Consider the following 21935-nt stretch of genomic DNA (forward strand, 5'->3'; position numbering starts at 1 on the left):
CCGACATGCAGGACAGAGTCTCGCTCCACCCCCCTTTGATCACCCATCAGGGCTCGCCGATAATCGCACGGGTACTGACTGGCATCAACAGATCAATGGGGGATGACGTGGCGAGGGCCTGGATGGTTCGTGCCGGCTCTGACGGTGAAAGGGAGGACGCTTCGCTCGGCGAAGGCCTCACCATCGCGGGCTGGCCGGAACTCGGTGATCTTACGCAGTGTTCGTCTTGGGATGGTCTCCGGGCCGAGATAGCCAAGGCATACCCCCGCGAGAGCCCTCGGGTACTCAACAACTGGCAGGGCCAGCTCTGGCGCTTTCGATCCGTCCTCGTGCCCGGTGACATCGTGGTCCTCCCGCTGAAGGCCGGCAACGTCGCTATCGGGTACCTCACTGGGGACTACCGCTACCGGGCGGACGCCGCGCCGGGCCTTCGTCATGTCCGCAGTGTCAAATGGAACCGAAAGGACGTGCCTCGCTCCGAGATCCGAGCGGATTTGCGTGCCACGCTCGGTTCGCTCCTCACCGTGAGCGAACTACGCCGCTTCGACGCGGTGTCCCGGCTCGCGGCGCTGGCTGACGGCAACCCTGACCCGGGCAATCCCGATGCGCCCAAGGACCTCCGCCTGCTGGATGGTGCTGCAGCCTTGGCCGAGAAGGTTGCCGAAGCCCCCAAGGACCGACCTGTCGAACTCGCCGTGCGCGACTTCCTGAGCGTCTGGGATGTCGTAAGCCGTTCGTCCAAGGCAGTCACGGCCATCCGGAAAGACCTCGCGGAGTTCGGCCTCTCGACGGTTCCGCCGTTCACCGAGGTCCCGATCGATCGCACTATCCGCGTTATCCCCATCGGACAGGCACCGGAAGCCGAGCGGCAGTCCCTGGGACAAGAGACGGGCGCACTGGAACTGGAGAACGTAGAGCCAGACGATCCAGGACCGGAAATCCTTGACATCCAAGACGTACCAACTGGCGACGGGGCAGGGGCGGAGAGCGACAGCGAGGAGGAACAGGACGGAGAGGAGGCGGGGGCTCCGAGTGCAGCACCTGTGGTTGTCACGGTGGGGCGGCTGCCGTCGGCGCGTAGTGACCTGAAGTCGGTCCGCCTGTCCGATCCGCTCACTCGGGCTGTGGAGTTGATGTCGGAGCACTCGTTCGACCAACTCCCTGTGCTGGACGATGACGGGCATCTGCGCGGCTCCATCACTTGGCGGGAGATTGGCGCGACAAACCGTCCTGCGAATGCGCTTGTCCGGGACGCTGCCGTCTTGAAAGTCCGGGCAGTGAGAACTGACGAGCCCATGGTGGACTGCCTGGCCGACGTCGCGGACCACGGGTGCGTGTTCGTGGTGAATCCGGACGGGAGTCTGTCAGGCATCGTGACGGGCCATGACCTCGCGCACCGGTTCGAGCAGGAACTGCGCCCCTATGCCCTCCTTGAGGAACTGGAGCGTCGGCTGCGGCGGGCCCTTGCCGCCGCGCTGCGTCGCATAAAGGAGACGACTGGGGAATACGGTCTGCCGGGCGACCCGACAAAGATCCAGAAACTCGCGGATACAGGCATGAACTTCATCGACTACGTGAAGTTGCTGGAGCGCTCTGATGTGTGGGAGGCAACCGGCTGGCAGTTCCCGCAGCAGAGTTTCGCCGAACGGATGGACCGTGTGAGGACGATCCGAAACATGACGATGCACTTCCACGAACTCGACGATGATCGCGCGAGTGCGGTGGAAGAGATCAGAATTGCCTTGAAGATGCTGAAGACGGTGCAGCCTCAGGTCTGACAGGCCGGCAGTACTGCGCGAGGGGCTGCCAAGGCTGCCGCGCCAATCTGGGTACCCCGCTCAAAGTGCAGCAGGCAGGAGGCGATTCCTGATGACATCGTCGTTCGTCGGCCCTGGTCGATAACTCCACTGTTTGGCTGGCCTATGCGATGTGGTCTTCCTGGAGTTCCGCCGTGTGGCGGTTGGTGAAGCGGTTGACCATCCGTTCAGCCTCGCGCTGCGCGAGCGGGGTGCCGAACGTGGCTTCCACGTCACCCCTGAACTGACCGGCCGTCGGGTAGCTGCCGTCTATCGACTTCTTGAAGACCATGTAGTAGTCCTCCTCGGTCGGCTCGGTGCCGCCACCCTCACCCAGTTCACGGGTACGGCCGGGACCGGCTGGGATCGGGAAGGTGCCGGTGTCCTCCGGAGACGGCTCCGGGGCGGGCAGCGGCGGCTCCTCGTACTGCTGCGGGAACCCCTGCTCCTCGAACGCCGGCTGCTCCTCGAACTGTTGCTGCTCCTCGAACTGCCGCCGGGTCCGGAACTGCTGCTGGCCCCGGAACTGCTCCGGCGGCTGCTCCTCGTACCACTGGTTGTACGGGCTCTCCGGCTCGTACGTCGGGTCGTACCCGCCCTGATACGCGATCGACTGAGGGTCGCGCGCCTGGAGCCACTGACTCTGCGGCTCGGCGTAGTCCGGCTGCTCGGGCTGCCCGGGCTGCTCGGGGGGCTCGTTCGCCTCGGGAGCGGGAAGCTGTTCCCGGACGGGCGCCGTGTTCTGCTGCGGCGCGGGTTCCGGCTCGCGCGCCGCCTCCAACTGCGGGACGGGCGGCAGCAGTACGGGTTCGATGCCCGCCGCCGCGAGACCCGAGGGGGCGGTCTCCGCGAGCGGGACGCCGTAGCGGGCCAGTCGCAGGGGCATCAGGGACTCCACCGGAGCCTTGCGGCGCCATGCGCGCCCGAAGCGGGAGTGGAGGCGCGCCTGGTAGACGAGACGATCCTGCTCCAGCTTGATGACCTGCTCGTAGGAACGCAGCTCCCACAGCTTCATCCGCCGCCAGAGGAGGAAGGTCGGCACGGGGGAGAGCAGCCAGCGGGTGAGGCGGACGCCCTCCATGTGCTTGTCGGCCGTGATGTCGGCGATCCGGCCGATCGCGTGCCGGGCCGCCTCCACGGAGACCACGAACAGGATCGGGATCACCGCGTGCATACCCACGCCCAGCGGATCAGGCCAGGCCGCCGCGCCGTTGAACGCGATCGTCGCGACCGTCAGCAGCCACGCCGTCTGACGCAGCAGCGGGAAGGGGATCCTGATCCAGGTCAGCAGCAGGTCCAGGGCGAGCAGCACACAGATGCCCGCGTCGATACCGATCGGGAAGACATACGCGAAGTTCCCGAAGCCCTTCTTCAGGGCGAGTTCACGTACGGCGGCGTACGAACCGGCGAAGCCGATACCGGCGATGACCATCGCACCGGTGACGACCACGCCGATGAGCACGCGGTGCATACGTGTGAGCTGAATGGGCGCGGACACCCGGACTCCCCTCCCCTTACATGTTGTTGCGCGCAACAGGGTGGCACATGTGTGCGGCGCTCCGGGTGCCGGTCTGTCAGGAGCCCGGTCCGCGAGAGGACCGGGCTCCGTCAAAAAGCTCTGCTGACCTGCGAGTTGACGCCTGAGTCCGCCTCGATGTGACGGTCAGCTCTTCTTTGTCGCCGAGGGGGAGGGCGAGGCGCTCGCGGCCTTGGAGGGCGACTTGGACGCCGACTTGGTGGGGGACGCGGACGGCGAGCCCGCACCCGAACCGCTCCCGGTGCCGTTGGCCGTCGTGACCGCGGCCACGGCCTCCTTCACGGCCTTCTCCGCCGCCTTCGTCAGCGTGTCCGCGCTCGGCGCCTTGTCGCCCGCCAGACCCGCGCCGTTGTAGTCGATCGTGACGACCACGTTCTCGACCCGCGCCACCACCGTCTGCTGCTTGAAGGCGCCTTCCTTCTTCTTCAGGTCGTAGCGCACCGCCGTGGCCTCGTCACCCGCACCCGCGACCGGCTCCGACTTGGTGCTCTTCGCGCCGGTGACCGACTGCGCCTCCCGCACCTGCTTCGTGTAGTACGCCTGCGCCAGCTTGTCGCCCTCGCCCTGGGTCTGCGAGGAGTCGAACCGCAGCAACGACACGTTCAGCCAACGGAACTGCGAACCCTTGACCCCGTTGTTGTCCAGGCTCGTCCAGGAGCAACTGCCCCGCGACGCCGTGTCGCTCGACGAACCCTCCTTGCCCGACTTGGCCCCCTTCGGCACCAACTCGGTCAACGTCTTCGCCGACAGCACCGCACACGGCTCCGGCAACTTCTTGTACGCCGCCGCCTGCACCGTGGGAGCGGCGGTCGCGGCCGAGGTCGTGGCACCGGGGCCCGCCTCCTTGCTCGCCCCGTCGCCGGAGCCGGAGTCCGAGGAGCAGCCGGCGACGATCAGCATCACCGGGACGGCGGCCGCGCAGACAAGGGCGCGACTGACACGCTTCGCTCGCTGGGGGTCAAGCCGGTCTCGCTGTGCTGGTTGATGCATGGTTCCTTCACTCATGACGCTCGTGGTTCCTGCCGTCGGATCGGGTCCGAGGGGCCACGGTACGCGGTGAGCCGGCTGTGCGGTCTCCGTTCACCGCCTTTGCGCGGAGCCGCGACAGCCACCCGACAGTGCCCTATCCGTTCAGCGAATCGGCCAGCTGCGCGGCCAGTTTCCGGGCCCTGTCCTGCATCTTCTGGCTGTCCGGCACGACACCGACCGTCGCCGGCTGCTCCTCGTACTCGATGGTCACGATGACGTTGGACGTGCGAAACACCACAGTCACCGTCCGCTGCTTCGCCGTCGAACCCGAGCTGCTCAACGTGTCGTCGAGGAACGCGTCGTCACCGAGATCGGAGAGGGTGCGGGGCTGGAGCCCGGTGGGGGAGGCGGAGGGGGAAGCGCTGGCGCTGGCGGAGGAGGAGCCGGACGCGGAGGCGGAGGCGGAGGCGGACGACGAGGGAGTGGCGGACGTGGAGGGTGTCGCCGACTCCGACGCGGAGTCCGATGCCGTGGCGCTCGACGACGGCTCCGGAAGATCCGCCGCCGCCTCCTTCGTCCCGAAGATCGTCTGCGCCTGGTTGTCGTCGCTCACCGCGTTGTCGTACGACACCACCCGCTCGAAGTCGACCAGCAGATGGTCGGTCGCGTCCGTGGACTCCACCTTCCAACGGCAGCCCACCTTGCGGTCCGTGTCGTACGTCAGCGTCGCGTCGCCCTCGTACGCCGTCTCCCGCTGCTCCGCGTCCGTGATCTGCTTGATCCCGGGGAGCAGGGAGTCCAGCGTGCTCTGGCTGACGGCCCCGCAGGGCTCCGGAAGCGTGCGGTACTTGCCCGGCTGGGCCACCGCCGTCGCCGTACCGGCCTCGCCCGGGTTCGCGTCGTCCGTCGTACCGCTGTCGGCCGAGCCGCTCGTACAGCCTGCTGCCAGCAGCGCCACGAGGAGCGCGGCGGCGCCCGGTACGTACGCCTTCCGCTGCACGGTCGGGCTCCTCTCGACGGTGTGCCAGGTGTCTTCCGTGTCCCTCGACCCCTTGAACGATCGAGGCACAGCCAGTGTCCCCGCTGGTTAATCGCTTGCCGCGGGCGGGGACCCCCTGGAGACAATGTGTATCGCACGCACAGCCGTGGACGCCGGTCCGCTGTCCCTTTCGTTGACCTTGGCGCTGGTTTTGCGATGTATGACTTTTACTGTGATTTCGGGGGAATGAGGACGAGATGTCGTACGTGGAGATGCCGGGCGCGAAGGTCCCGATCCGCATGTGGACCGACCCGGCGACGGTCGAGGAAGGGGCGCTCCAGCAGCTCCGCAATGTCGCGACCCTGCCGTGGATCAAGGGCCTGGCGGTCATGCCGGACGTGCACTACGGCAAGGGGGCGACGGTCGGCTCGGTCATCGCGATGCAGGGCGCGGTGTGCCCGGCGGCGGTGGGGGTCGACATCGGCTGCGGCATGTCCGCGGTGAAGACGTCCCTCACGGCGAACGATCTTCCTGGCGACCTGTCCCGGCTGCGGTCGAAGATCGAGCAGGCGATTCCGGTGGGGCGGGGGATGCACGACAGTCCGGTCGAGCCGGGGGACTTCCATGGGCTGGCCACCAGTGGGTGGGATGAGTTCTGGGGGCGGTTCGACGGGGTCGCGGATGCGGTGAAGTTCCGGGAGGAGCGGGCTGTCAAGCAGATGGGGACGCTTGGCGGCGGGAATCACTTTTGCGAAGTTTGTGTAGATATGTCCGGTTCGGTGTGGCTCATGCTGCACTCCGGGTCCCGGAACATCGGCAAGGAACTGGCCGAGCATCACATCGGCACGGCCCAGAAACTCCCGCACAACCAGGGCTTGGTCGACCGTGACCTCGCTGTCTTCGTTGCGGACACCCCGCAGATGGCCGCGTACCGGAACGATCTCTACTGGGCTCAGGAGTACGCCAAGTACAACCGCACGCTCATGATGGCGCTCCTGAAGGACGTGGTCCGCAAGGAGTTCAAGAAGGCGAAGCCGACCTTCGAGCCGGAGATCTCCTGCCACCACAACTACGTGAGCGAGGAGCGGTACGAGGGCATGGACCTGCTGGTCACCCGTAAGGGAGCGATCCGCGCGGGCTCCGGCGAGTACGGGATCATCCCGGGCTCGATGGGCACGGGCTCGTACATCGTGAAGGGCCTCGGCAACGAGAAGGCCTTCAACTCCGCGTCGCACGGCGCCGGTCGGCGCATGAGCCGTAACGCGGCCAAGCGTCGCTTCTCGACGAGGGACCTGGAGGAGCAGACGCGGGGTGTGGAGTGCCGTAAGGACTCCGGCGTCGTGGACGAGATCCCGGGTGCGTACAAGTCGATCGACCAGGTCATCGATCAGCAGCGGGATCTTGTGGAGGTCGTGGCGAAGTTGAAGCAGGTTGTGTGCGTGAAGGGTTGAGCGACAAGTCAAGGCATCGGCCGCTCTGAGGTCTCTCTGGGAGCGCTGTGAATTCAGGGCCCATTCCTGTGGCTTTCCGTCGCCTTCGCACGTCAAATTGCCTGCGCAATTCGTGAAAGCTTTGTTTGCGCGCGACCCTTATTGCTGGCTCCGAAATTCACTGTGATGCTGCGCGGGTGTTGGCCTGACCCCACCCGCAGTGTCTTGGAGGACAGCAGATGATGGAGCGGCACCAGAACCAGAGCGAGATGAGCCGGCGGGCCGTGGTGGCCGTCGGTGCGGCCACCGCCCTTGCCGCGACCGTGGTGGGCGGGGCCGGCTCCGCGCAGGCCGCGACCAAGGCGACGGGCGGGCTGAAGGTCGGTGTCGGCAAGGCCGCGTTCACGCCGGCGGCCTCGTTGCTGCCGCTGGACAACTTCACCGCCGTGCACGACGACCTCAACGTCCGTGTGCTGCTGGTGGAGTCCGGCTCCCGCCGTATCGCCCTGGCCGTGCTGGACCTGACCTCGATCAGCGCCGAGGCGATCGCGCTGATGCGCGAGGCCATCACCGCGGCCAGTGGCGTGGCCGCCGCGAACATCATGGTCACCGTCACGCACTGCTTCTCGGCGCCGCATGTGCAGGCGAGTTCGTCCTCGGCCGCTGCCGCGACGTATGTGCAGAACATCGTGACCGCGACCAAGTCGGCCGTCGCCGACGCGGTGAAGAATCTGCAGGACGCCGAGGTCGGTTACGGCTCCGGTCGGTCCGACGTCAACGTCAACCGCAATGTGTCCACCGCGGACGGCTACTGGCTCGGTGTCAACGAGCAACTGCCTTCCGACAAGGGCGTGTACGTGGCCCGCTTCAACGACCTCGACGGCAACCCGATCGCCGTGCTGACCAACTACAACGTGCAGTCCTGCGTGATGCAGGACTCGGTCATGGCCGACGGCACCCTGCCGATCACCGCCGACCTCGCCGGCGCGGCCGTCGCGCACGTCGAGGCGCAGTACCCGGGCGCGGTCGGCTTCTGGCTGGTCGGGGCGTGCGGGGACCAGTTCCCGGCGTACCGCTCGAAGCGGTACACGATCGACAAGGACAAGGGCTGGACCTACGGCGTCGATCTGCACGACGCCGGCTTCGCGCTGCTGACCGCGCAGGGCGAGCGGCTCGGGAACGAGATCGTGCGGGTGGCGCAGGGGATCACCAAGTACGAGAGCGGGAAGTCGGTCGTGGTGCGGCTGGTCACCGACGACATCACCACGACCCAGGTGACGGGCCCCCAGGCCAGCGCGCCCACCAAGACCGTCACCTTCACCCCGACCGGCACCGCCCAGGTGCCGATCTGGGTCTTCCAGGTCGGCAAGGGCGTCTTCGCCGGCGTGGAACCGGAGCTGTCCACCAGTACCGCGACCGCGATCCGCGAGAACTCGTCGTTCTCCAGCACTTTCGTCATGTCGATGTTCGAGGGCGGCGCGAAGAACATGCCCGATAAATGGAACTTCGACCACGTGACCTACGAGGCGGTCGACGGCTTCTACATCAAGGGCACCGCCGAGAAGGCCGAGGCGCGCATCGGACGCATCATCAATTCGCTGAACTGAGGTGGGGAAAATGCCTACAAGGCGTGTTTTCCTGGCGCGGGCTCTGGGGATGGCCGCAATTGCCGCGCCGGCCCTCACCGCCTGCAGTTCCGGCTCTGGTTCCGGCGATTCCGGCAGCGGGAACGGCCACGTCAAGAGCGCCACCGCCATCACCAAGGTGTACGGCGAGGGCCAGAAGTTCATCGCCGTCGCCGTCGAGTACGACGCCGAGATCGCCACGGCCAAGCTGTCGACGTCGTCCTTCAAGGCCGAGGGCCGTACCGTCACCAAGGTCTACGCCAACACCAGCGCCGCGACGGCCGACCAGGGCACCGACGGCAGGTACGTCATCGTCGAGCTCTCCCCGGACGACGACAGCGCGCTGCTGTGGGGGATCTCCGGTCCCTACGGCAACGGGGGCGGCGGGGGCGGAAACGGCGGCGGACAGAGCAGTGCCGGCAGCTCGGCCCAGCCCTCGTCCGCGGCGCCCCAGGCGACGGGCACTCCCGGCGTCGTCCCCGGCCCGACCCTCGGCGCGACCGGCGGTGCGGCCAACCTCAAGAAGGCCAAGGGAACGGTCACCCAGGCCGGCTCCGTCACGACCGTCGACGGCGACACCTACGCGGCCGACAGCGCGAAGGTCACCACCACCGGGACCGTGAACCCGATCGTGGACGACTTCAAGCAGTTCACCTTCAAGGACCCGAAGACCGGCAAGTCCCTGCCGTACAACCTCTTCGTCCCCAAGAACTACGACAAGACCAAGTCGTATCCGCTGGTCCTCTTCATGCACGACGCGAGCGTGGTCAGTACGACTCCGACGGCGACGCTCGTGCAGGGGCTCGGTGCCGTGTGCTGGGCGAGTCCCGAGGACCAGGCCAAGCGCGAGGCGTTCGTGCTGGCGCCGCAGTACCCGGCCGTGGTGGTCAGCGACGACTACAAGCCGACGGCGTACTTCGACGCGACGGCCAACCTGGTCGAGGACCTGACGACCCGGTACAGCATCGACAAGGACCGGCTGTACTCCACCGGCCAGTCCATGGGCGCGATGATGACCCTCGGTCTGAACATCAAGTACCCGGACCTGTTCGCGGCCTCGTTCGTCGTCGCCGGCCAGTGGCCCGACGCGCAGGCGAAGCCGCTGGCGAAGAAGAACCTTTGGATCACCGTCTCGCAGGGCGACACCAAGGCCTATCCCGGGATGAACGCCATCACCAAGGTCATCGAGGCGGCCGGTACGAAGGTCAGCCGCGCGACCTGGAACGGGAGGGCCGACGCCACCGCGTTCGCCGCCGACGTCAAGGCGATGCGGGCCAAGGGGACGACGGTCAACTACTCGACGTTCCTGAAGGGCACGACCCTCACGGCGGCGCAGGTCAAGCAGAACCCGAACGCCCTTGAGCACAACTCGACCTGGCCGATCGCCTACACCATCGACGGCATCAGGGAGTGGATCTTCGACCAGCGGAAGTGAGCGGCACCCCGGCCTGCTCCGCCGGGGTGCTACTTCTTCGGGGCGTGCGTCACCGCGTACATCATCACGAACGCGATGATGTGGATGCCGAAGAGGAAGTAGCCGAGGAAGTACCAGACCTTGCGTTCGTTCCTGGTCTCCTCGGCCAGCCGGCGCTTCTCCAGGGACCGGTCGTCCTCGTCGGGCGTCTCTGACATCACAGCTCCCGGTGCACCTTGGTGTTGGAGGCCTGGGCGCGGGGGCGGACGACGAGGAGGTCGATGTTGACGTGGCTGGGGCGGGTCACCGCCCAGGTGATCGTGTCGGCCACGTCGTCGGCGGTGAGGGGCTCCGCGACGCCCGCGTAGACCTTCGCCGCCTTCTCCGCGTCGCCGCCGAAGCGGGTCAGCGCGAACTCGTCCGTCCTGACCATGCCGGGCGCGACCTCGATGACCCGGACCGGGGTGCCGACGATCTCCAGGCGGAGCGTCTCGGCGAGGACGTGGGCGCCGTGCTTGGCGGCGACATAGCCCGCGCCGCCCTCGTAGGTGCCGTGGCCGGCGGTGGAGGAGACGACCACGACCGTGCCGTCGCCGCTGGCGGTGAGGGCGGGGAGGAGGGCCTGGGTGATGTTGAGGGTGCCGAGGACGTTCGTCTCGTACATCGTGCGCCAGTCGGCGGGGTCGCCGGTCGCGACGGGGTCGGCGCCGAGTGCGCCGCCCGCGTTGTTGACCAGGACGCCGACGGTCTTGAAGGCGGTGGCGAACTCGTCGACGGCGGCCCGGTCGGTGACGTCGAGTGCGTACGCCGTCGCCTTGTGGCCCGCCTTGTTGATCTCCTCGGCGAGCGCCTCGATGCGGTCCTTGCGGCGGGCGGTGAGGACGACGCGGTAACCGGCCGCCGCGAGCTGCCGGGCCGTGGCGGCGCCGATTCCACCGCTGGCCCCGGTGACGATCGCGATACGGGAGGCGGCGGACGGTGCGGCGGTGGCCATGGGCTGCTCCTCGGAACGAAACGTACGACTGACTGCTGCCAGGGTATAGAGCCGGGTCAGCCGCCGTTGCGGGGCGCCCACATGATCACGGCCATCCCGGCCAGGCAGATCAGGGCGCCGGTGATGTCCCAGCGGTCGGGCCGGTAGCCGTCCGCGACCGCGCCCCAGGCCAGTGAACCGGCGACGAAGATCCCGCCGTAGGCCGCGAGGATGCGGCCGAAGTGGGCGTCGGGCTGGAAGGTGGCGACGAAGCCGTAGACGCCGAGGGCCATGACCCCGCCGCTGATCCACAGCCAGCCGCGGTGTTCGCGGACCCCCTGCCAGACCAGCCAGGCGCCGCCGATCTCGAAGACGGCGGCGAGCACGAAGAGGGCCGCGGAGCGAAGAACGAGCATGGCCGCCACCCCATCACACGCGGTGTCACCTGATGGACGGCGCCTGTCGTGTGCCGTGCGTGGGATACATCCCTGCGACCGCGGTGGACGGCGTACTGAGGAGTGGATGGCACATGGGCGGTATGCGGGTGGTACGGGTGCTTCGGGCCGGCGTGGTGGCGGGTGCCGCGTTCGCGGTGCTGGGGGCGGCCCCGGGTGTGCCGGGTCCGGAGGCGGATCTCGCCTATCACGGCTCCGCGACCATGACCGGGGGCCGGTTCGACGTGCGGTTCACCCCGCGCAACCACGGTCCGTCGGCGGTCCCCGACGCGACCGTACGGCTGCGCTGGTCGAAGCCCCTCGCCGCGAGTCAGACGCTGCCGGAGGGGTGTGCCCGGTCGGGGGAGCGGGCGGTGGTGTGCCGGACGGGGGCGCTGGCCGCGGACGAGATCGGCGAGCGGATGGAGGTGCGGGTACGGCTGCGGGACGCGTCCTCCGAGGTGGTGCTGGAGCTGGACACGGTGTGGGGCGGCGGCGCGGTGGACGGCAACCGGGCCAACGACCAGCAGCGGGTGCTCGTCCTGGACACCGGGGACAGGTACTACTTCTGAGTCACGCCCCCGGTCTCGTCGTACGATCTCGATCTCCGTACGGCACGGACTACGAGACGACGAGACGACGAGGGGTGCGACATGTCCGGGAACGCGCGGGCGCGGCTGCTGGACGAGTTGTCCTCCGTATCGCGCCGGTACATGGCGTCGTACGCCCTGTTCAACCAGGCCGTCGCCGACAGCCTCGGGCTGCACCCCACCGATCTGCAGTGTCTGAACCTGCTCACGCTGGAGGCGGGGCCGGTGACCACGGGCCGGATCGCCGAGCTGACCGGGCTGACCACCGGGTCGGCGACGCGGCTCGTGGACCGGCTGGAGCGGGCGGGGTACGTCGTGCGGGAGCGGGACGCGGAGGACCGGCGGCGGGTGCTGGTGGCGACCGTCCCGGAGAAGATCACCGAGTTCGCCCGGATGTGGAACCGCCTCGGCGGCGGCTGGTTCACCCTCTTCGACGAACTGGGCGACGCCGAACTCGCCGTGATCGTCGGGCACATGAGGCGGACGGTGGAGTTCAGCGGCCGGCAGATCGCGCGGCTGCGGGCGGGGGACGTGTAGGGCCGCCCCCGCTCCTCACTCGTCCCCGTCGTAGCGCCCCCGCGCCTCGTGGACTTCCTCGATGTGGGTCTCCGCCCAGTCCTTCACGGCGAGCAGCAGCATGCTCAGGCTGCTGCCGAGCGGGGTGAGTTCGTAGTCGACGCGGACGGGCACGGACGGGGTGACCGTGCGGGAGAGGATGCCGTCGCGTTCCAGTGAACGGAGCGTCTGCGTCAGCATCTTGGGGCTGACGCCGGCGATCTTGCGGCCCAGGTCGCTGTAGCGCATCGGGCCCGGGGCCAGGGCGGCGACGACGAGACTGACCCACTTGTCGCTGATGCGGTCGAGGAGCTGGTTGGTGGGGCAGCTGCGGATGAACGCGTCGTACTCGACACGCGCCTGTTCGCGCCGCTGGGCCGCCGTCATGGTCGCCATGGGTCGTGGCCTCCGCTCACTTCCGGGATAGGTACGCACTCTCAGGTAACTACTTCCCGATGGATAGTAGCTCTTCCTAGGGTTGCGGTCAGCCGAGGAGGTATCCCGGCGAAACCCTTATAAGAGGAGCTGTCGGTCATGCGTGCTGCAGTGGTGACGACGTTCGGCGGGCCCGAGTCGGTTCGGGTCGTGGAGACGCAAATTCCCGAGCCGGGCGCCCGGCAGGTACGGATCAGGGTCGCGGCGGCCACGCTGAACCCGGTGGACGCCGGGGTGCGGGCCGGCGCGTTCGGGGGCGCGGGACAGTTCGGGTTCGGCTGGGACGTCGCCGGGACGGTGGACGCGACCGGCGCCGCCACCGCGTGGCACGTCGGCGACGAGGTGGTCGCCCTCTACCACGCCATGGGCAGGCCGCTGGGCACGCACGCCGAGTACGTCGTCGTGGACACGGACGCGGTGGCGAAGGCACCGGCGGGCGTCGACACCGTCCACGCCGCCACCCTCCCGCTGAACGCGCTGACCGCCGTACAGGCCCTGGATCTACTGGAGTTGACACCGGGTCAGTCGCTGCTGGTGACGGGGGCGGCGGGGGCCGTGGGCGGGTTCGCCGTCCAACTCGCCTCCCGCCGTGGGGTGTTGGTGACGGGGCTCGCGCGCGCGGACGACGAGGAGTTCGTACGGTCCCTGGGGGCCGCCGAGTTCACGAGTGAGGGCGTGCCGGCCGGGAGCGTGGACGCGGTGCTGGACGCGGCCGTCCTCGGGGAGCGGGCCCTGGAGTGGGTGCGCGACGGGGGCGTGTTCGCCGGGGTGATCCCGCGGGCCGCGCCGGCTTCGGTGCGCGGGGTACGGACCGGGGCGGTGGAGGTGGGCCCGGACGGGGCGCGGCTCGCCGAACTGGTCACGCTGGTGGAGGAGGGCGTACTGACGCTGCGGGTGGCGGAGGCGTACGCCCTGGAGGACGCGGCCAAGGCGCACGCCCGGCTGGCGGAGGGCGGGGTGCGGGGGCGGCTGGTGCTCGTGCCCTGAGGCTGTCCGGGCGTTTCCGGGGGGAGGCTCCACCCGGCCTCTCCACCCGGATTTCCACCCGTGGGTCCGGGAGCTTTTCCGGCCCCGGCGGGAGAGTCGCACTCAGGACAAGGGACGGCGGGCAGACCGCCGAAGACCGAGGAGTGCGACGTCATGACGGACATGGAGCAGGCGCTGACGATCAGCGGGGGCATCTTCGCGGTGATGATGCTGACGCAGTACGGACGCCGGAAGTACGACCTGCACAAGGTGCTGATGCCGATCGGCACGGTGTCCGTGGCCGGCTACTTCTATCTGAGGGGGATGCCCGGCCAGCAGGCCGACCTCGTCGTCTATCTGGTGGGCGCCGCGATCGGGTTGGCGTGCGGTGTCGTCGCCACGCTCACCACCGGCGTGGAGCGGGACCCGGACTCGGGCGTGGTCCACACCCGCTGCGGCGTGGGGTTCGTCGCGATCTGGACGGCGCTGGTCGCGCTGCGCGTCGCCTTCATCTATCTCGCCGAGCACAACACCGGGTTCCGCGACCACCTGGGCACGTTCATGGCGGAGCACCACATAGTCCAGGACGCCATCGCACCGTTCTTCGTCATCATGGCGCTGGCCATGGTCCTCACCCGGGTGTTCCTGCTGCTGGCCCGCGTGCGCCTGCTGGCGCCGGCCGGAACCCCGGGCGAGGCCCTCACCCGGGGGTCTTCACCAGTCCGTGGATGAACGCGTACTTCACGGCCTGCGCCCGGTCCCGCAGATGCGCCTTGGCGAAGAGGTTGTTGATATGGGTCTTCACCGTGGCCTCGCTGACCACCAGCCGCTCGGCGATCCCCCGGTTGGTGAGCCCCTCGCCGATCAGCGTGAGCACCTCCACCTCCCGGGGCGTGAGATCCGGGGCGAGTCCGGTGCCCGGCCGCTCGGCGGGGGTGCCGCCCCGCGCGGCGGCGGCGACCAGCCGGTCCCGTACGGCGGGGTCGAGCACGGACTGCCCGGCCGCCGCGGCCCGCACCGCGCGGGTGATGTCCTGCCGGCCGGACTCCTTGGTGAGGTAGCCGCGGGCACCGGCGCCGAGCGCGGCGAGGATGTACTCCTCGTCGGCGAAGGTGGTGAGCACGACGACGGCGACCTGGGGAAAGCGTTCGGTGAGCAGCCGAGTCGCCTCCACCCCGTCCATCCGCGGCATGTTGAGATCCATCAGGATCACATCGGGCGCGTGCTCCTCGGCGGCCCGCACTGCCTCTCCGCCGTCTCTGGCCGTCGCGACGACCTCCACACCCGGCTGGAGATCGAGCACGGTCGCCAGCGCCTCACGGACCGCCGTCTGATCGTCGGCGACAACCACCCTTACGCCGGGCTGCTGTTCGCCCTGCCGCTCGTCGCTCATCCCGGGATCACCACGCGCACCCGCCATCCTCCCGCATCATCGCCGTCCACGATCGGCCCGGCCGTCACCGTGCCGCCCACCAGGTCGAGCCGCTCGCGCATCCCGACAAGCCCCATCCCGCTCCCCGCACCGGCCAGGGGCCGAGGGCCCTGCGGCGGCGCCGGGTTGACCACCTCGAAGACAGTCTCCTGGGGCCGGTGCTCCAGGCGCATACGGACCGGGGCGCCGGGCGCGTACTTGTGCGCGTTGGTCAGGGCTTCCTGGGCGCAGCGCACGATCACCTGGGCGAGGCGGACGGGCAGTTCACGCGGCGGCCCGTCGACGGTCAGCGTACCGGCGTCGGACCCGGAGGCGAGCAGCGACCGCAGCGTCTCCACCAGCGGAAGCGCGTCCTCCCGCAGGTCCCCGACCGTGCGCTGCACCTCGGTCAGCCCCGAGCGCACCAGGCTCTGCGCCCGCTGGGCGGCCTCCCGGGCCCGGTCGACGTCACCGGCCTCCAACAGGGCGTCGGTGACCTCCAGTTGCATGTTCACCCCGGCCAGCGAGTGGGCCAGCACATCGTGCACGTCCCGGGCGATCCGGGCCCGCTCGGCGAGCGTCTCGGCCCGGGCCTCGGCGCGTGCGGCCAGCTCGGACTGCTCGGCGGCGGCCCGCGCGGAGCGCAGCGCGTCGGTGTGGGCGCGGTTGGAGATCCCGACCAGCACACTGGCACCGGTGAAGGCACCCACGATCCACGAGGTGTCATGGCCGCCCCACGGCAGCAGCAGCGCCCCCGCGCACAGGGCACTGGTGAGCGCGGCGAAGGGCAGCGCGCGCCGCGCTTCGAGGCGGTAACCGGCGTGCCCGGTCACGAAGTACGCGAACAGCGCCGACGCCCCCGAGTGCTCCAGGCTCATCAGCGCAGCCGCCCCGACCGCCCACACGCACACCACCGCGAGCTGTGTGCCGGCCGAGAACAGCCCCTCGGGAATCAGCCGCGTACACAGCAGCAGCGACTCCAGCACCAGCAGACACAACACCGCGAGCCCGGTACCGGACGTCCCGACCGGGCGCACGGTGAGCGCGGCGACGACGAGGGCGACGACGGTGCCGAAGACCTGGACGGGGTTGTTGTCCGCCGTGAACCAGCGGGTCACGGCCTGAGTTCGGTTCATCAGGTCCCACTCTCCGCTGCGGTCGGGCCGTTGCGAAAGCTATCAGCGGGGTGGCGCGACCGGCGGCGGTCAGTGACCGGGGTCCTCCTTCTCCGGCCGTGGAGCCGGGGTCCGAAGGCTTCGCGGGGCAGATCTCTCCAGGAGATTCCGGTGCGGTACCGGTAGACGTTCCCACTGCTTGTCGGTCAGCAGGCGCATGCGCCTGCTCGTGGTCATCGAGGCTGGTACGCGGTGATCAGCACAGAGACGGTTACCTGATCGGGCAGGAGGCCGTCATTGTTCAGGTGTGCACGGCTCACGTGCCGTGCGCTCGGCGTCATGGCCACCAGATCCAGGGCGTCCAGCCTGGTCAAGGGTGCGGTGTACTCCACTTGTTCGGTGACAGTGCCCTCGAAGAAGGGGGCCAGCGCCCGGTGCAGGCGCTGTTCCTTGGCCGGGTCGATCGTGACCATCGCAGGCAGCCGGTCGCGCAGCTCTGCCAGGTGCCGCCCGGTGGGACGGACCACGATCAACCGGCCGGTCGGGCGCAGTACGCGGTGGAACTCGGCCGGGTTGCGCGGGGCGAACACGTCCAGCACGACATCGGCCACCCTGTCGGCCAGAGGGAAGGGACGGAAGACGTCCCAGGCCACCGCGGCGGCTCGGTCGTGGGCTCGGGCTGCCGAGCGCAGTGCGCGCACCGACGTGTCCAGCCCCAGACCACGGGCACCGGGCAGGTGATCGAGTACGCCGGCCAGGTAGTAGCCCGTGCCGCATCCCACATCCACGACCGCGGCCTGTTCAGAGGTGGCGTCGGCCGCCAGGTGGGCCGCGGCTTTGCGGACGGGCGCGTAGGTACCGGTGGACAGGAACCGGTTCCGGGCCTGGACCATGGCCGCGTCGTCGCCGCTGGTGGCGCGGGTGCCGGTCAGCAGGCCGGCGTAGCCGTGGCGGGAGATGTCGAAGGTGTGGCCCACCGGGCAGCGCAGTGTGCCGCGGCTGGGGTTCAGGCGGCGCCTGCGGCACGTTGGGCAGCGCAGCAGGTCCAGGGACAGATCGAGGGCAGGGGGAAGCGACACAGGCACGAGGCACTCCGGGCATCGGTGAGAGGGAAGGGACCGTGCCTGCACGCGCTCGGAGCGTCACTGCCTCAGGAAGGAACGGGCAGCGTCGGAAGCGTGGTTCACACAGCAGGCACACCAAGGAGGGCGACGCCGTCCGGCATCGCCCTCAACGTCTTCCGATCACAGGAAGCAGCAGTGCGGGGTGCTCATGAATGCCACATCATGAGTCTACGAGCATTGGTGAAACCCCCGATACCACAACGAAGTTGTCTGCTGACCTCCAACATCCTCAGGTGGCGGACCGCTGGCGCGTTCGAAGGCGGAGCCGTGGGCCTGCTGGCGATGGTCCCCGTCGCTTCCTGTGCGACAAGTACGGGCTGCCGCTGCCGGTCGCACTGGCGACCGACCAGGACGACGGCCCCCAGACCGACGCCAGGTAAGTGATGGCTGCCGTGTCTACGACGCAGCCTCTGACGCCCCCCACTTGCGGCCGGCACCCGCGCTCCGTCAAGTAGTCCGGTCAACACTCGGTGCCGAGCGGGGCAGCAGCCGCACGAGACACAGGCACAGGGCGACGGCGGCGCCGACCACGCCGAGACTCACCAGCAGGGCGTGGGTCGTGCCACCGTCGGCCACCCGGAAATACACGGTGGTCACGGCCGCCGCCCCGATCGCGTTGGCCAGTTGCTGCACCGCGTTGAGCGAGCCGCTCGCGCTGCCCGCCTCGGCCGGTTCGATGTCGCCGATGGTGACGTCGTAGACCGTGCCGAAGCAGGTCCCCATACCGAGCCCGACCAGCAGAAGAGGCGCCACGAGCGCCCAACCGCCCACCCCCGTCCCGGAGTTGGCGACCAGTGCGGCGAGGAAGCCGCAGCCCGTCAGGATGATCAGCAGGCCCGCGGCGGCGAGCCGGCGGCCGAAGCGGTGGACGAGCCGGTAGCAGGCGATCGACGCGACGACGATTCCGGCGGAGAGCGGGATCAGGCCGAGCGCCGTGCTCGCGGGGGAGCGGCCGAGTCCTTGCTGGAAGTAGAGCGAGATGACGTAGAGGAGTCCGGCGACCGCGGCGAAGGCGACGACTCCGAGGAGCAGGCCCGCGGTGAAGCCCCGGTTGTGCAGGAGCGAGGGCCGGATGAGTGGGTCGGGGGCGGTGCGCTGACGGTGGCAGAACCCGGCGAACAGGGCGAGACCGAGCAGCAGGAGGGCGAGCGCGCGTCCCGTCCAGCCGTGCGCCGACCCGTCGATGAGCCCGCCGAGCAGACCGAGCATCGCGCCCGCGATCAGCGCCGAGCCCGGGCCGTCGACGACGGCGGTGCCATCGCCGGTGTCGTGCGGGAGGAGCCGTAGGGCGGCGAGCAGGGCGGCGCCGCCGAGCAGCAGGTTGATGAGGAACACGGTCCGCCAGCGGAGGCCGCCGAGATCGGCGTCCATGAGGAACCCGGCGAGGATCGGCCCGCCCACCGCGGACAGCCCCATCACCGGCCCGAACAGGCTGAACGCCTTGCCGATCTGGTCGCGCGGCCAGCTCGCGCCGAGGATGCCGAAGCCCTGCGGGATCACGAGCGCCCCGAAGCCGCCCTGCGCGAGCCGGGCGACGACCAGGAAGGCGGGGCCGGGGGCGAGCCCGCAGGCCAGGGAGGCGGCGACGAACCCGGCGAGCCCGACGAGGAAGAGCCGCCGCCGGCCGTACCGGTCGCCGAGCCGTCCGCCGGGGACGAGGAGCACACCGAGGGCGAGGGCGTAGGAGGCGCCGAGCCACTGGACGAGGCCGGGGCCGCCGCCGAGGTCCCGGGAGATGGTCGGGGCGGCGATGTTGGTGATCGTCGAGTCGAGGAGGTCGAGGACGTCGGCGGCGAGGACGACGGCGAGGATCGCCCAGCGGGTGCGGGCGGGGAGGGGAGAGGCTGCGCCCTTATTGCTTTCGTCATGCAGTGTCTGCGTCACGCAGATGAATATCCGTGAGCGCCCTCCGCCCGGTCAACCGGATTAAGGCGAGACGGCGGTCAGCGCACCCCCTGCGCATACGCCGTCGGCGTCACCCCGACCGTCGCCGTGAAGTCGCGGACCAGGTGGGCCTGGTCGGCATAGCCCAGGTCGGCGGCGAGGGCCGCCCAGTCGACCGGCTCCTCGGTGCTCGCGCGCTCCAGGGCCTCGTGGATGCGGTAGCGGAGGATGACCCACTTGGGCCCGACGCCGACGTACGCGGCGAAGAGGCGTTGCAGCAGTCGTACGGACAGGCCCTCGGTGCGGGCGAAGTCGGTGACGCGGCGGATGGTGCGGTCGGCGCGGATGCGGTCGACCAGGGCCGTCGCCAGTTCGGCCTGCGGGTCCGGGCGCGGGTCGAGGGTGAGCAGGAAGGCGTCGAGGGCGGCGACGCGGGCGCTGTCGTCGGCGTGGTCGAGGATCGTCGCGGGGTCGGTGTCCGGGAACACCTCGGGTTGCCGGACCCGCAGCCCCGTCCACTCCGACACCGGACGGGCCGGGGCGACGGCGCGGAAGGCGCCCGGTCGGAACTTGATCCCGCACACCTGCCCCCGCCCCTCCAGTTTCTGCGCGAAGAGGCCGCGCGGGATGCCCGCGACCTCGACGAAGGCGTCCTCGCCGGCCAGCCGCTGGAAGACGATGTGCACGGCCGGGTGCGGGACGACATGGGAGACGTAGGGCTCGGTGAGGTCCCAGTCGATCAGCCAGTACTGCTCGACGTACGGGCGCAGGGGTGCGGCGGGTCCGGGGCGGCGGAAGCGCACGCGGGCGAGGAGCTCGGCGGGGTCGACGATTCCTCGGGTGTCGCGGTGTGCGGCGGCCATGGGAGGAGCCTAGGACGGGCCACTGACATCGGCCGGTGGAGGGAAGGGAGGGCCGGTGGAATATGTGCGGCGGGGTGTCCGTTGGAGGGTATAGTTGAATCATCAACAACCTGGAGGGTGAACGACCATGCAGTTCGGGATCTTCAGCGTCGGCGACGTCACACCGGACCCGACCACCGGACGGACGCCGACCGAGCGTGAGCGCATCAAGGCCATGGTCGCCATCGCGCTGAAGGCCGAGGAGGTCGGCCTGGACGTCTTCGCGACCGGCGAGCACCACAACCCGCCCTTCGTGCCCTCGTCCCCGACGACGATGCTCGGCTACATCGCGGCCCGGACCGAGAAGCTGATCCTCTCCACCTCCACCACCCTCATCACCACCAACGACCCGGTGAAGATCGCCGAGGACTTCGCGATGCTCCAGCACCTGGCCGACGGCCGCGTCGACCTGATGATGGGCCGTGGCAACACCGGCCCGGTCTACCCGTGGTTCGGGCAGGACATCCGCCAGGGCATCAACCTCGCCATCGAGAACTACGCCCTGCTGCGCCGCCTGTGGCGCGAGGACGTCGTCAACTGGGAGGGCAAGTTCCGCACCGCGCTCCAGGGCTTCACCTCCACGCCCCGCCCGCTGGACGGCGTACCGCCGTTCGTCTGGCACGGCTCGATCCGCAGCCCCGAGATCGCCGAACAGGCCGCCTTCTACGGCGACGGCTTCTTCCACAACAACATCTTCTGGCCGGCCGACCACACCAAGCGGATGGTCGAGCTGTACCGGGAGCGGTACGCGCACTACGGCCACGGCACGCCGGAGCAGGCGATCGTCGGCCTCGGCGGCCAGGTCTTCATGCGCCGCAACTCCCAGGACGCGGTGAACGAGTTCCGCCCGTACTTCGACAACGCCCCGGTCTACGGCCACGGGCCCTCCCTGGAGGACTTCACCGACCAGACCCCGCTGACCGTCGGCTCCCCGCAGGAGGTCATCGAGAAGACCCTGGCCTTCCGCGACTACGCCGGTGACTACCAGCGCCAGCTCTTCCTGCTGGACCACGCCGGGCTGCCGCTGAAGACCGTCCTGGAGCAGCTCGACCTGCTGGGCGAGGAGGTCGTACCGGTCCTGCGCAAGGAGTTCGCGGTCAACCGCCCGGCGGACGCGCCGGAGGCGCCGACCCACGAGTCGCTGCGGGCCGCCGCATCGGAAGGGGTGACCGTCGCATGAAGCTCGTAGTCGTCTCGGCGGGGCTGAGCGTGCCCTCGTCCACCAGGCTGCTGGCCGACCGGCTGGCGGCGGCGGTGGACCGGCACACCCCCGTCGACATCCAGGTCGTAGAGCTGCGCGACCTGGCCGTCGAGATAGCGCACAACTTCACCAATGGCTTCCCGGGCCGTTCTCTCGCCGCCGCGCTGGACGCGGTGACGGAGGCGGACGGCCTGATCGTCGTCACCCCGGTGTTCTCGGCGTCGTACAGCGGACTCTTCAAGTCGTTCTTCGACGTCCTGGAGAAGGACGCCCTCGCCGGCAAGCCGGTCCTGATCGCGGCGACGGGCGGCACCGCCCGCCACTCACTGGTCCTGGACCACGCCCTGCGCCCGCTGTTCTCCTACCTGCGCGCCGTGGTCGTCCCGACCGGGGTCTACGCGGCTTCGGAGGACTGGGGCGCGGAGGGGCTGCCTGAGCGGATCGAGCGGGCGGCGGGGGAGCTGGGGGCGCTGATGAAGGGCCTGTCGACAGCACGGCCGAGGGGGAAGCAGACGGTCATACCGTTCGCGGAACAGCTCGCGGCACTCTCTCCCACACGTTCGGCATCACCCAGCCCGTCCGGCGTCTGAGGCCG

22 protein-coding genes and 1 pseudogene are annotated in these 21935 nt (G+C 69.5%); 10 read left to right on the forward strand and 13 right to left on the reverse strand.

The features are described from left to right. Positions 1-95: 95 nt before the first annotated feature. Positions 96-1778, forward strand: a complete 1683-nt coding sequence (locus AB0M63_RS00265) for a CBS domain-containing protein (RefSeq protein WP_366017841.1) — start codon at positions 96-98, stop codon at positions 1776-1778. Between the two features lie 142 nt (positions 1779-1920). Here the strand turns inward: AB0M63_RS00265 and AB0M63_RS00270 are convergent, their stop codons facing one another. The 3 genes from AB0M63_RS00270 to AB0M63_RS00280 form a co-directional block, all read right to left on the reverse strand. Then, positions 1921-3267 carry a DUF2637 domain-containing protein gene (locus AB0M63_RS00270; protein WP_366018508.1) on the reverse strand — a complete coding sequence of 449 codons (1347 nt, stop codon included), beginning with the start codon at positions 3265-3267 and terminating at the stop codon, positions 1921-1923. A 192-nt stretch (positions 3268-3459) separates the two neighbouring features. Then, entirely contained in the window at positions 3460-4338 is an 879-nt protein-coding gene (locus AB0M63_RS00275; protein ID WP_366017842.1) for a DUF3558 family protein, read from the reverse strand. A 118-nt stretch (positions 4339-4456) separates the two neighbouring features. Next, the gene (locus AB0M63_RS00280) at positions 4457-5302 is read right to left on the reverse strand and encodes a DUF3558 domain-containing protein (protein WP_366017843.1); all 846 of its coding nucleotides are present in this window, start codon (positions 5300-5302) and stop codon (positions 4457-4459) included. A gap of 236 nt (positions 5303-5538) precedes the next feature. Here AB0M63_RS00280 and AB0M63_RS00285 point away from each other — a divergent pair, with 236 nt between their 5' ends. From AB0M63_RS00285 to AB0M63_RS00295, 3 genes are all read left to right on the forward strand, one after another. After that, a complete protein-coding gene (locus AB0M63_RS00285) occupies positions 5539-6732 on the forward strand; it encodes an RtcB family protein (protein WP_355904538.1) in 1194 nt (397 codons plus the stop codon). 218 nt (positions 6733-6950) lie between these two features. After that, positions 6951-8318, forward strand: coding sequence for a hypothetical protein (locus AB0M63_RS00290; RefSeq protein WP_366017844.1), 1368 nt, complete (start codon positions 6951-6953; stop codon positions 8316-8318). 49 nt (positions 8319-8367) lie between these two features. Beyond that, the gene (locus AB0M63_RS00295; protein ID WP_366017845.1) at positions 8368-9771 is read left to right on the forward strand and encodes a hypothetical protein; all 1404 of its coding nucleotides are present in this window, start codon (positions 8368-8370) and stop codon (positions 9769-9771) included. A gap of 29 nt (positions 9772-9800) precedes the next feature. Here the strand turns inward: AB0M63_RS00295 and AB0M63_RS00300 are convergent, their stop codons facing one another. The 3 genes from AB0M63_RS00300 to AB0M63_RS00310 are packed head-to-tail and all read right to left on the reverse strand — an operon-like array spanning position 9801 to position 11139. Then, positions 9801-9968, reverse strand: coding sequence for a hypothetical protein (locus AB0M63_RS00300; protein ID WP_355904550.1), 168 nt, complete (start codon positions 9966-9968; stop codon positions 9801-9803). Then, complete coding sequence (locus tag AB0M63_RS00305) at positions 9968-10744, reverse strand: SDR family NAD(P)-dependent oxidoreductase (RefSeq protein ID WP_355904553.1); 777 nt, start codon at positions 10742-10744, stop codon at positions 9968-9970. Before AB0M63_RS00305 ends, AB0M63_RS00300 begins: the two co-directional genes overlap by 1 nt. Before the next feature lie 56 nt (positions 10745-10800). Continuing rightward, positions 10801-11139 carry a YnfA family protein gene (locus AB0M63_RS00310; RefSeq protein WP_355904557.1) on the reverse strand — a complete coding sequence of 113 codons (339 nt, stop codon included), beginning with the start codon at positions 11137-11139 and terminating at the stop codon, positions 10801-10803. A gap of 122 nt (positions 11140-11261) precedes the next feature. On the opposite strand from AB0M63_RS00310, the gene AB0M63_RS00315 reads away from it, so the two are divergent. Together AB0M63_RS00315 and AB0M63_RS00320 are read left to right on the forward strand one after the other, a co-directional pair. Continuing rightward, a complete protein-coding gene (locus AB0M63_RS00315; RefSeq protein ID WP_355905272.1) occupies positions 11262-11729 on the forward strand; it encodes a hypothetical protein in 468 nt (155 codons plus the stop codon). An 81-nt stretch (positions 11730-11810) separates the two neighbouring features. Beyond that, on the forward strand, positions 11811-12284 hold the full coding sequence (locus tag AB0M63_RS00320) for a MarR family winged helix-turn-helix transcriptional regulator (protein ID WP_355904560.1): 474 nt from the start codon (positions 11811-11813) through the stop codon (positions 12282-12284). A gap of 15 nt (positions 12285-12299) precedes the next feature. Here the strand turns inward: AB0M63_RS00320 and AB0M63_RS00325 are convergent, their stop codons facing one another. Continuing rightward, positions 12300-12698: a helix-turn-helix domain-containing protein gene (locus tag AB0M63_RS00325; RefSeq protein ID WP_355904563.1), complete on the reverse strand. Its 399-nt coding sequence runs from the start codon at positions 12696-12698 to the stop codon at positions 12300-12302. Positions 12699-12836: 138 nt separating this feature from the next. On the opposite strand from AB0M63_RS00325, the gene AB0M63_RS00330 reads away from it, so the two are divergent. Both AB0M63_RS00330 and AB0M63_RS00335 read left to right on the forward strand, forming a co-directional pair. After that, positions 12837-13724 (forward strand): NADP-dependent oxidoreductase, encoded by an 888-nt coding sequence (locus AB0M63_RS00330; RefSeq protein WP_366017849.1) that lies wholly within the window; start codon positions 12837-12839, stop codon positions 13722-13724. A gap of 153 nt (positions 13725-13877) precedes the next feature. After that, complete coding sequence (locus AB0M63_RS00335; RefSeq protein WP_366017851.1) at positions 13878-14435, forward strand: hypothetical protein; 558 nt, start codon at positions 13878-13880, stop codon at positions 14433-14435. Here AB0M63_RS00335 and AB0M63_RS00340 read toward each other — a convergent pair. The 6 genes and pseudogenes from AB0M63_RS00340 to AB0M63_RS00365 form a co-directional block, all read right to left on the reverse strand. Beyond that, on the reverse strand, positions 14404-15096 hold the full coding sequence (locus AB0M63_RS00340) for a response regulator transcription factor (protein ID WP_355904572.1): 693 nt from the start codon (positions 15094-15096) through the stop codon (positions 14404-14406). The two genes, AB0M63_RS00335 and AB0M63_RS00340, sit on opposite strands and share 32 nt — an antisense overlap. Then, on the reverse strand, positions 15093-16250 hold the full coding sequence (locus tag AB0M63_RS00345; RefSeq protein WP_366017852.1) for a histidine kinase: 1158 nt from the start codon (positions 16248-16250) through the stop codon (positions 15093-15095). Before AB0M63_RS00345 ends, AB0M63_RS00340 begins: the two co-directional genes overlap by 4 nt. Before the next feature lie 107 nt (positions 16251-16357). Continuing rightward, a pseudogene (locus tag AB0M63_RS00350) lies at positions 16358-16466 on the reverse strand (IS5/IS1182 family transposase); the annotation flags it as partial. Continuing rightward, the gene (locus AB0M63_RS00355) at positions 16463-17314 is read right to left on the reverse strand and encodes a methyltransferase domain-containing protein (RefSeq protein ID WP_366017853.1); all 852 of its coding nucleotides are present in this window, start codon (positions 17312-17314) and stop codon (positions 16463-16465) included. The gene AB0M63_RS00355 and the pseudogene AB0M63_RS00350, both read right to left, overlap by 4 nt. A gap of 486 nt (positions 17315-17800) precedes the next feature. Further along, positions 17801-19237 (reverse strand): MFS transporter, encoded by a 1437-nt coding sequence (locus AB0M63_RS00360; RefSeq protein ID WP_366017854.1) that lies wholly within the window; start codon positions 19235-19237, stop codon positions 17801-17803. A 59-nt stretch (positions 19238-19296) separates the two neighbouring features. Continuing rightward, positions 19297-20100 (reverse strand): helix-turn-helix transcriptional regulator, encoded by an 804-nt coding sequence (locus AB0M63_RS00365; protein WP_366017856.1) that lies wholly within the window; start codon positions 20098-20100, stop codon positions 19297-19299. 127 nt (positions 20101-20227) lie between these two features. Here AB0M63_RS00365 and AB0M63_RS00370 point away from each other — a divergent pair, with 127 nt between their 5' ends. Both AB0M63_RS00370 and AB0M63_RS00375 read left to right on the forward strand, forming a co-directional pair. Further along, the gene (locus AB0M63_RS00370) at positions 20228-21319 is read left to right on the forward strand and encodes an LLM class flavin-dependent oxidoreductase (RefSeq protein WP_366017857.1); all 1092 of its coding nucleotides are present in this window, start codon (positions 20228-20230) and stop codon (positions 21317-21319) included. Beyond that, entirely contained in the window at positions 21316-21930 is a 615-nt protein-coding gene (locus tag AB0M63_RS00375) for an FMN reductase (protein ID WP_355904590.1), read from the forward strand. The genes AB0M63_RS00370 and AB0M63_RS00375 overlap by 4 nt, the downstream gene beginning before the upstream one ends. The last annotated feature ends 5 nt before the right edge of the window (positions 21931-21935 follow it).

The organism is Streptomyces sp. NPDC051576, assembly GCF_040681835.1.
Classification (GTDB): Bacteria; Actinomycetota; Actinomycetes; order Streptomycetales; family Streptomycetaceae; genus Streptomyces.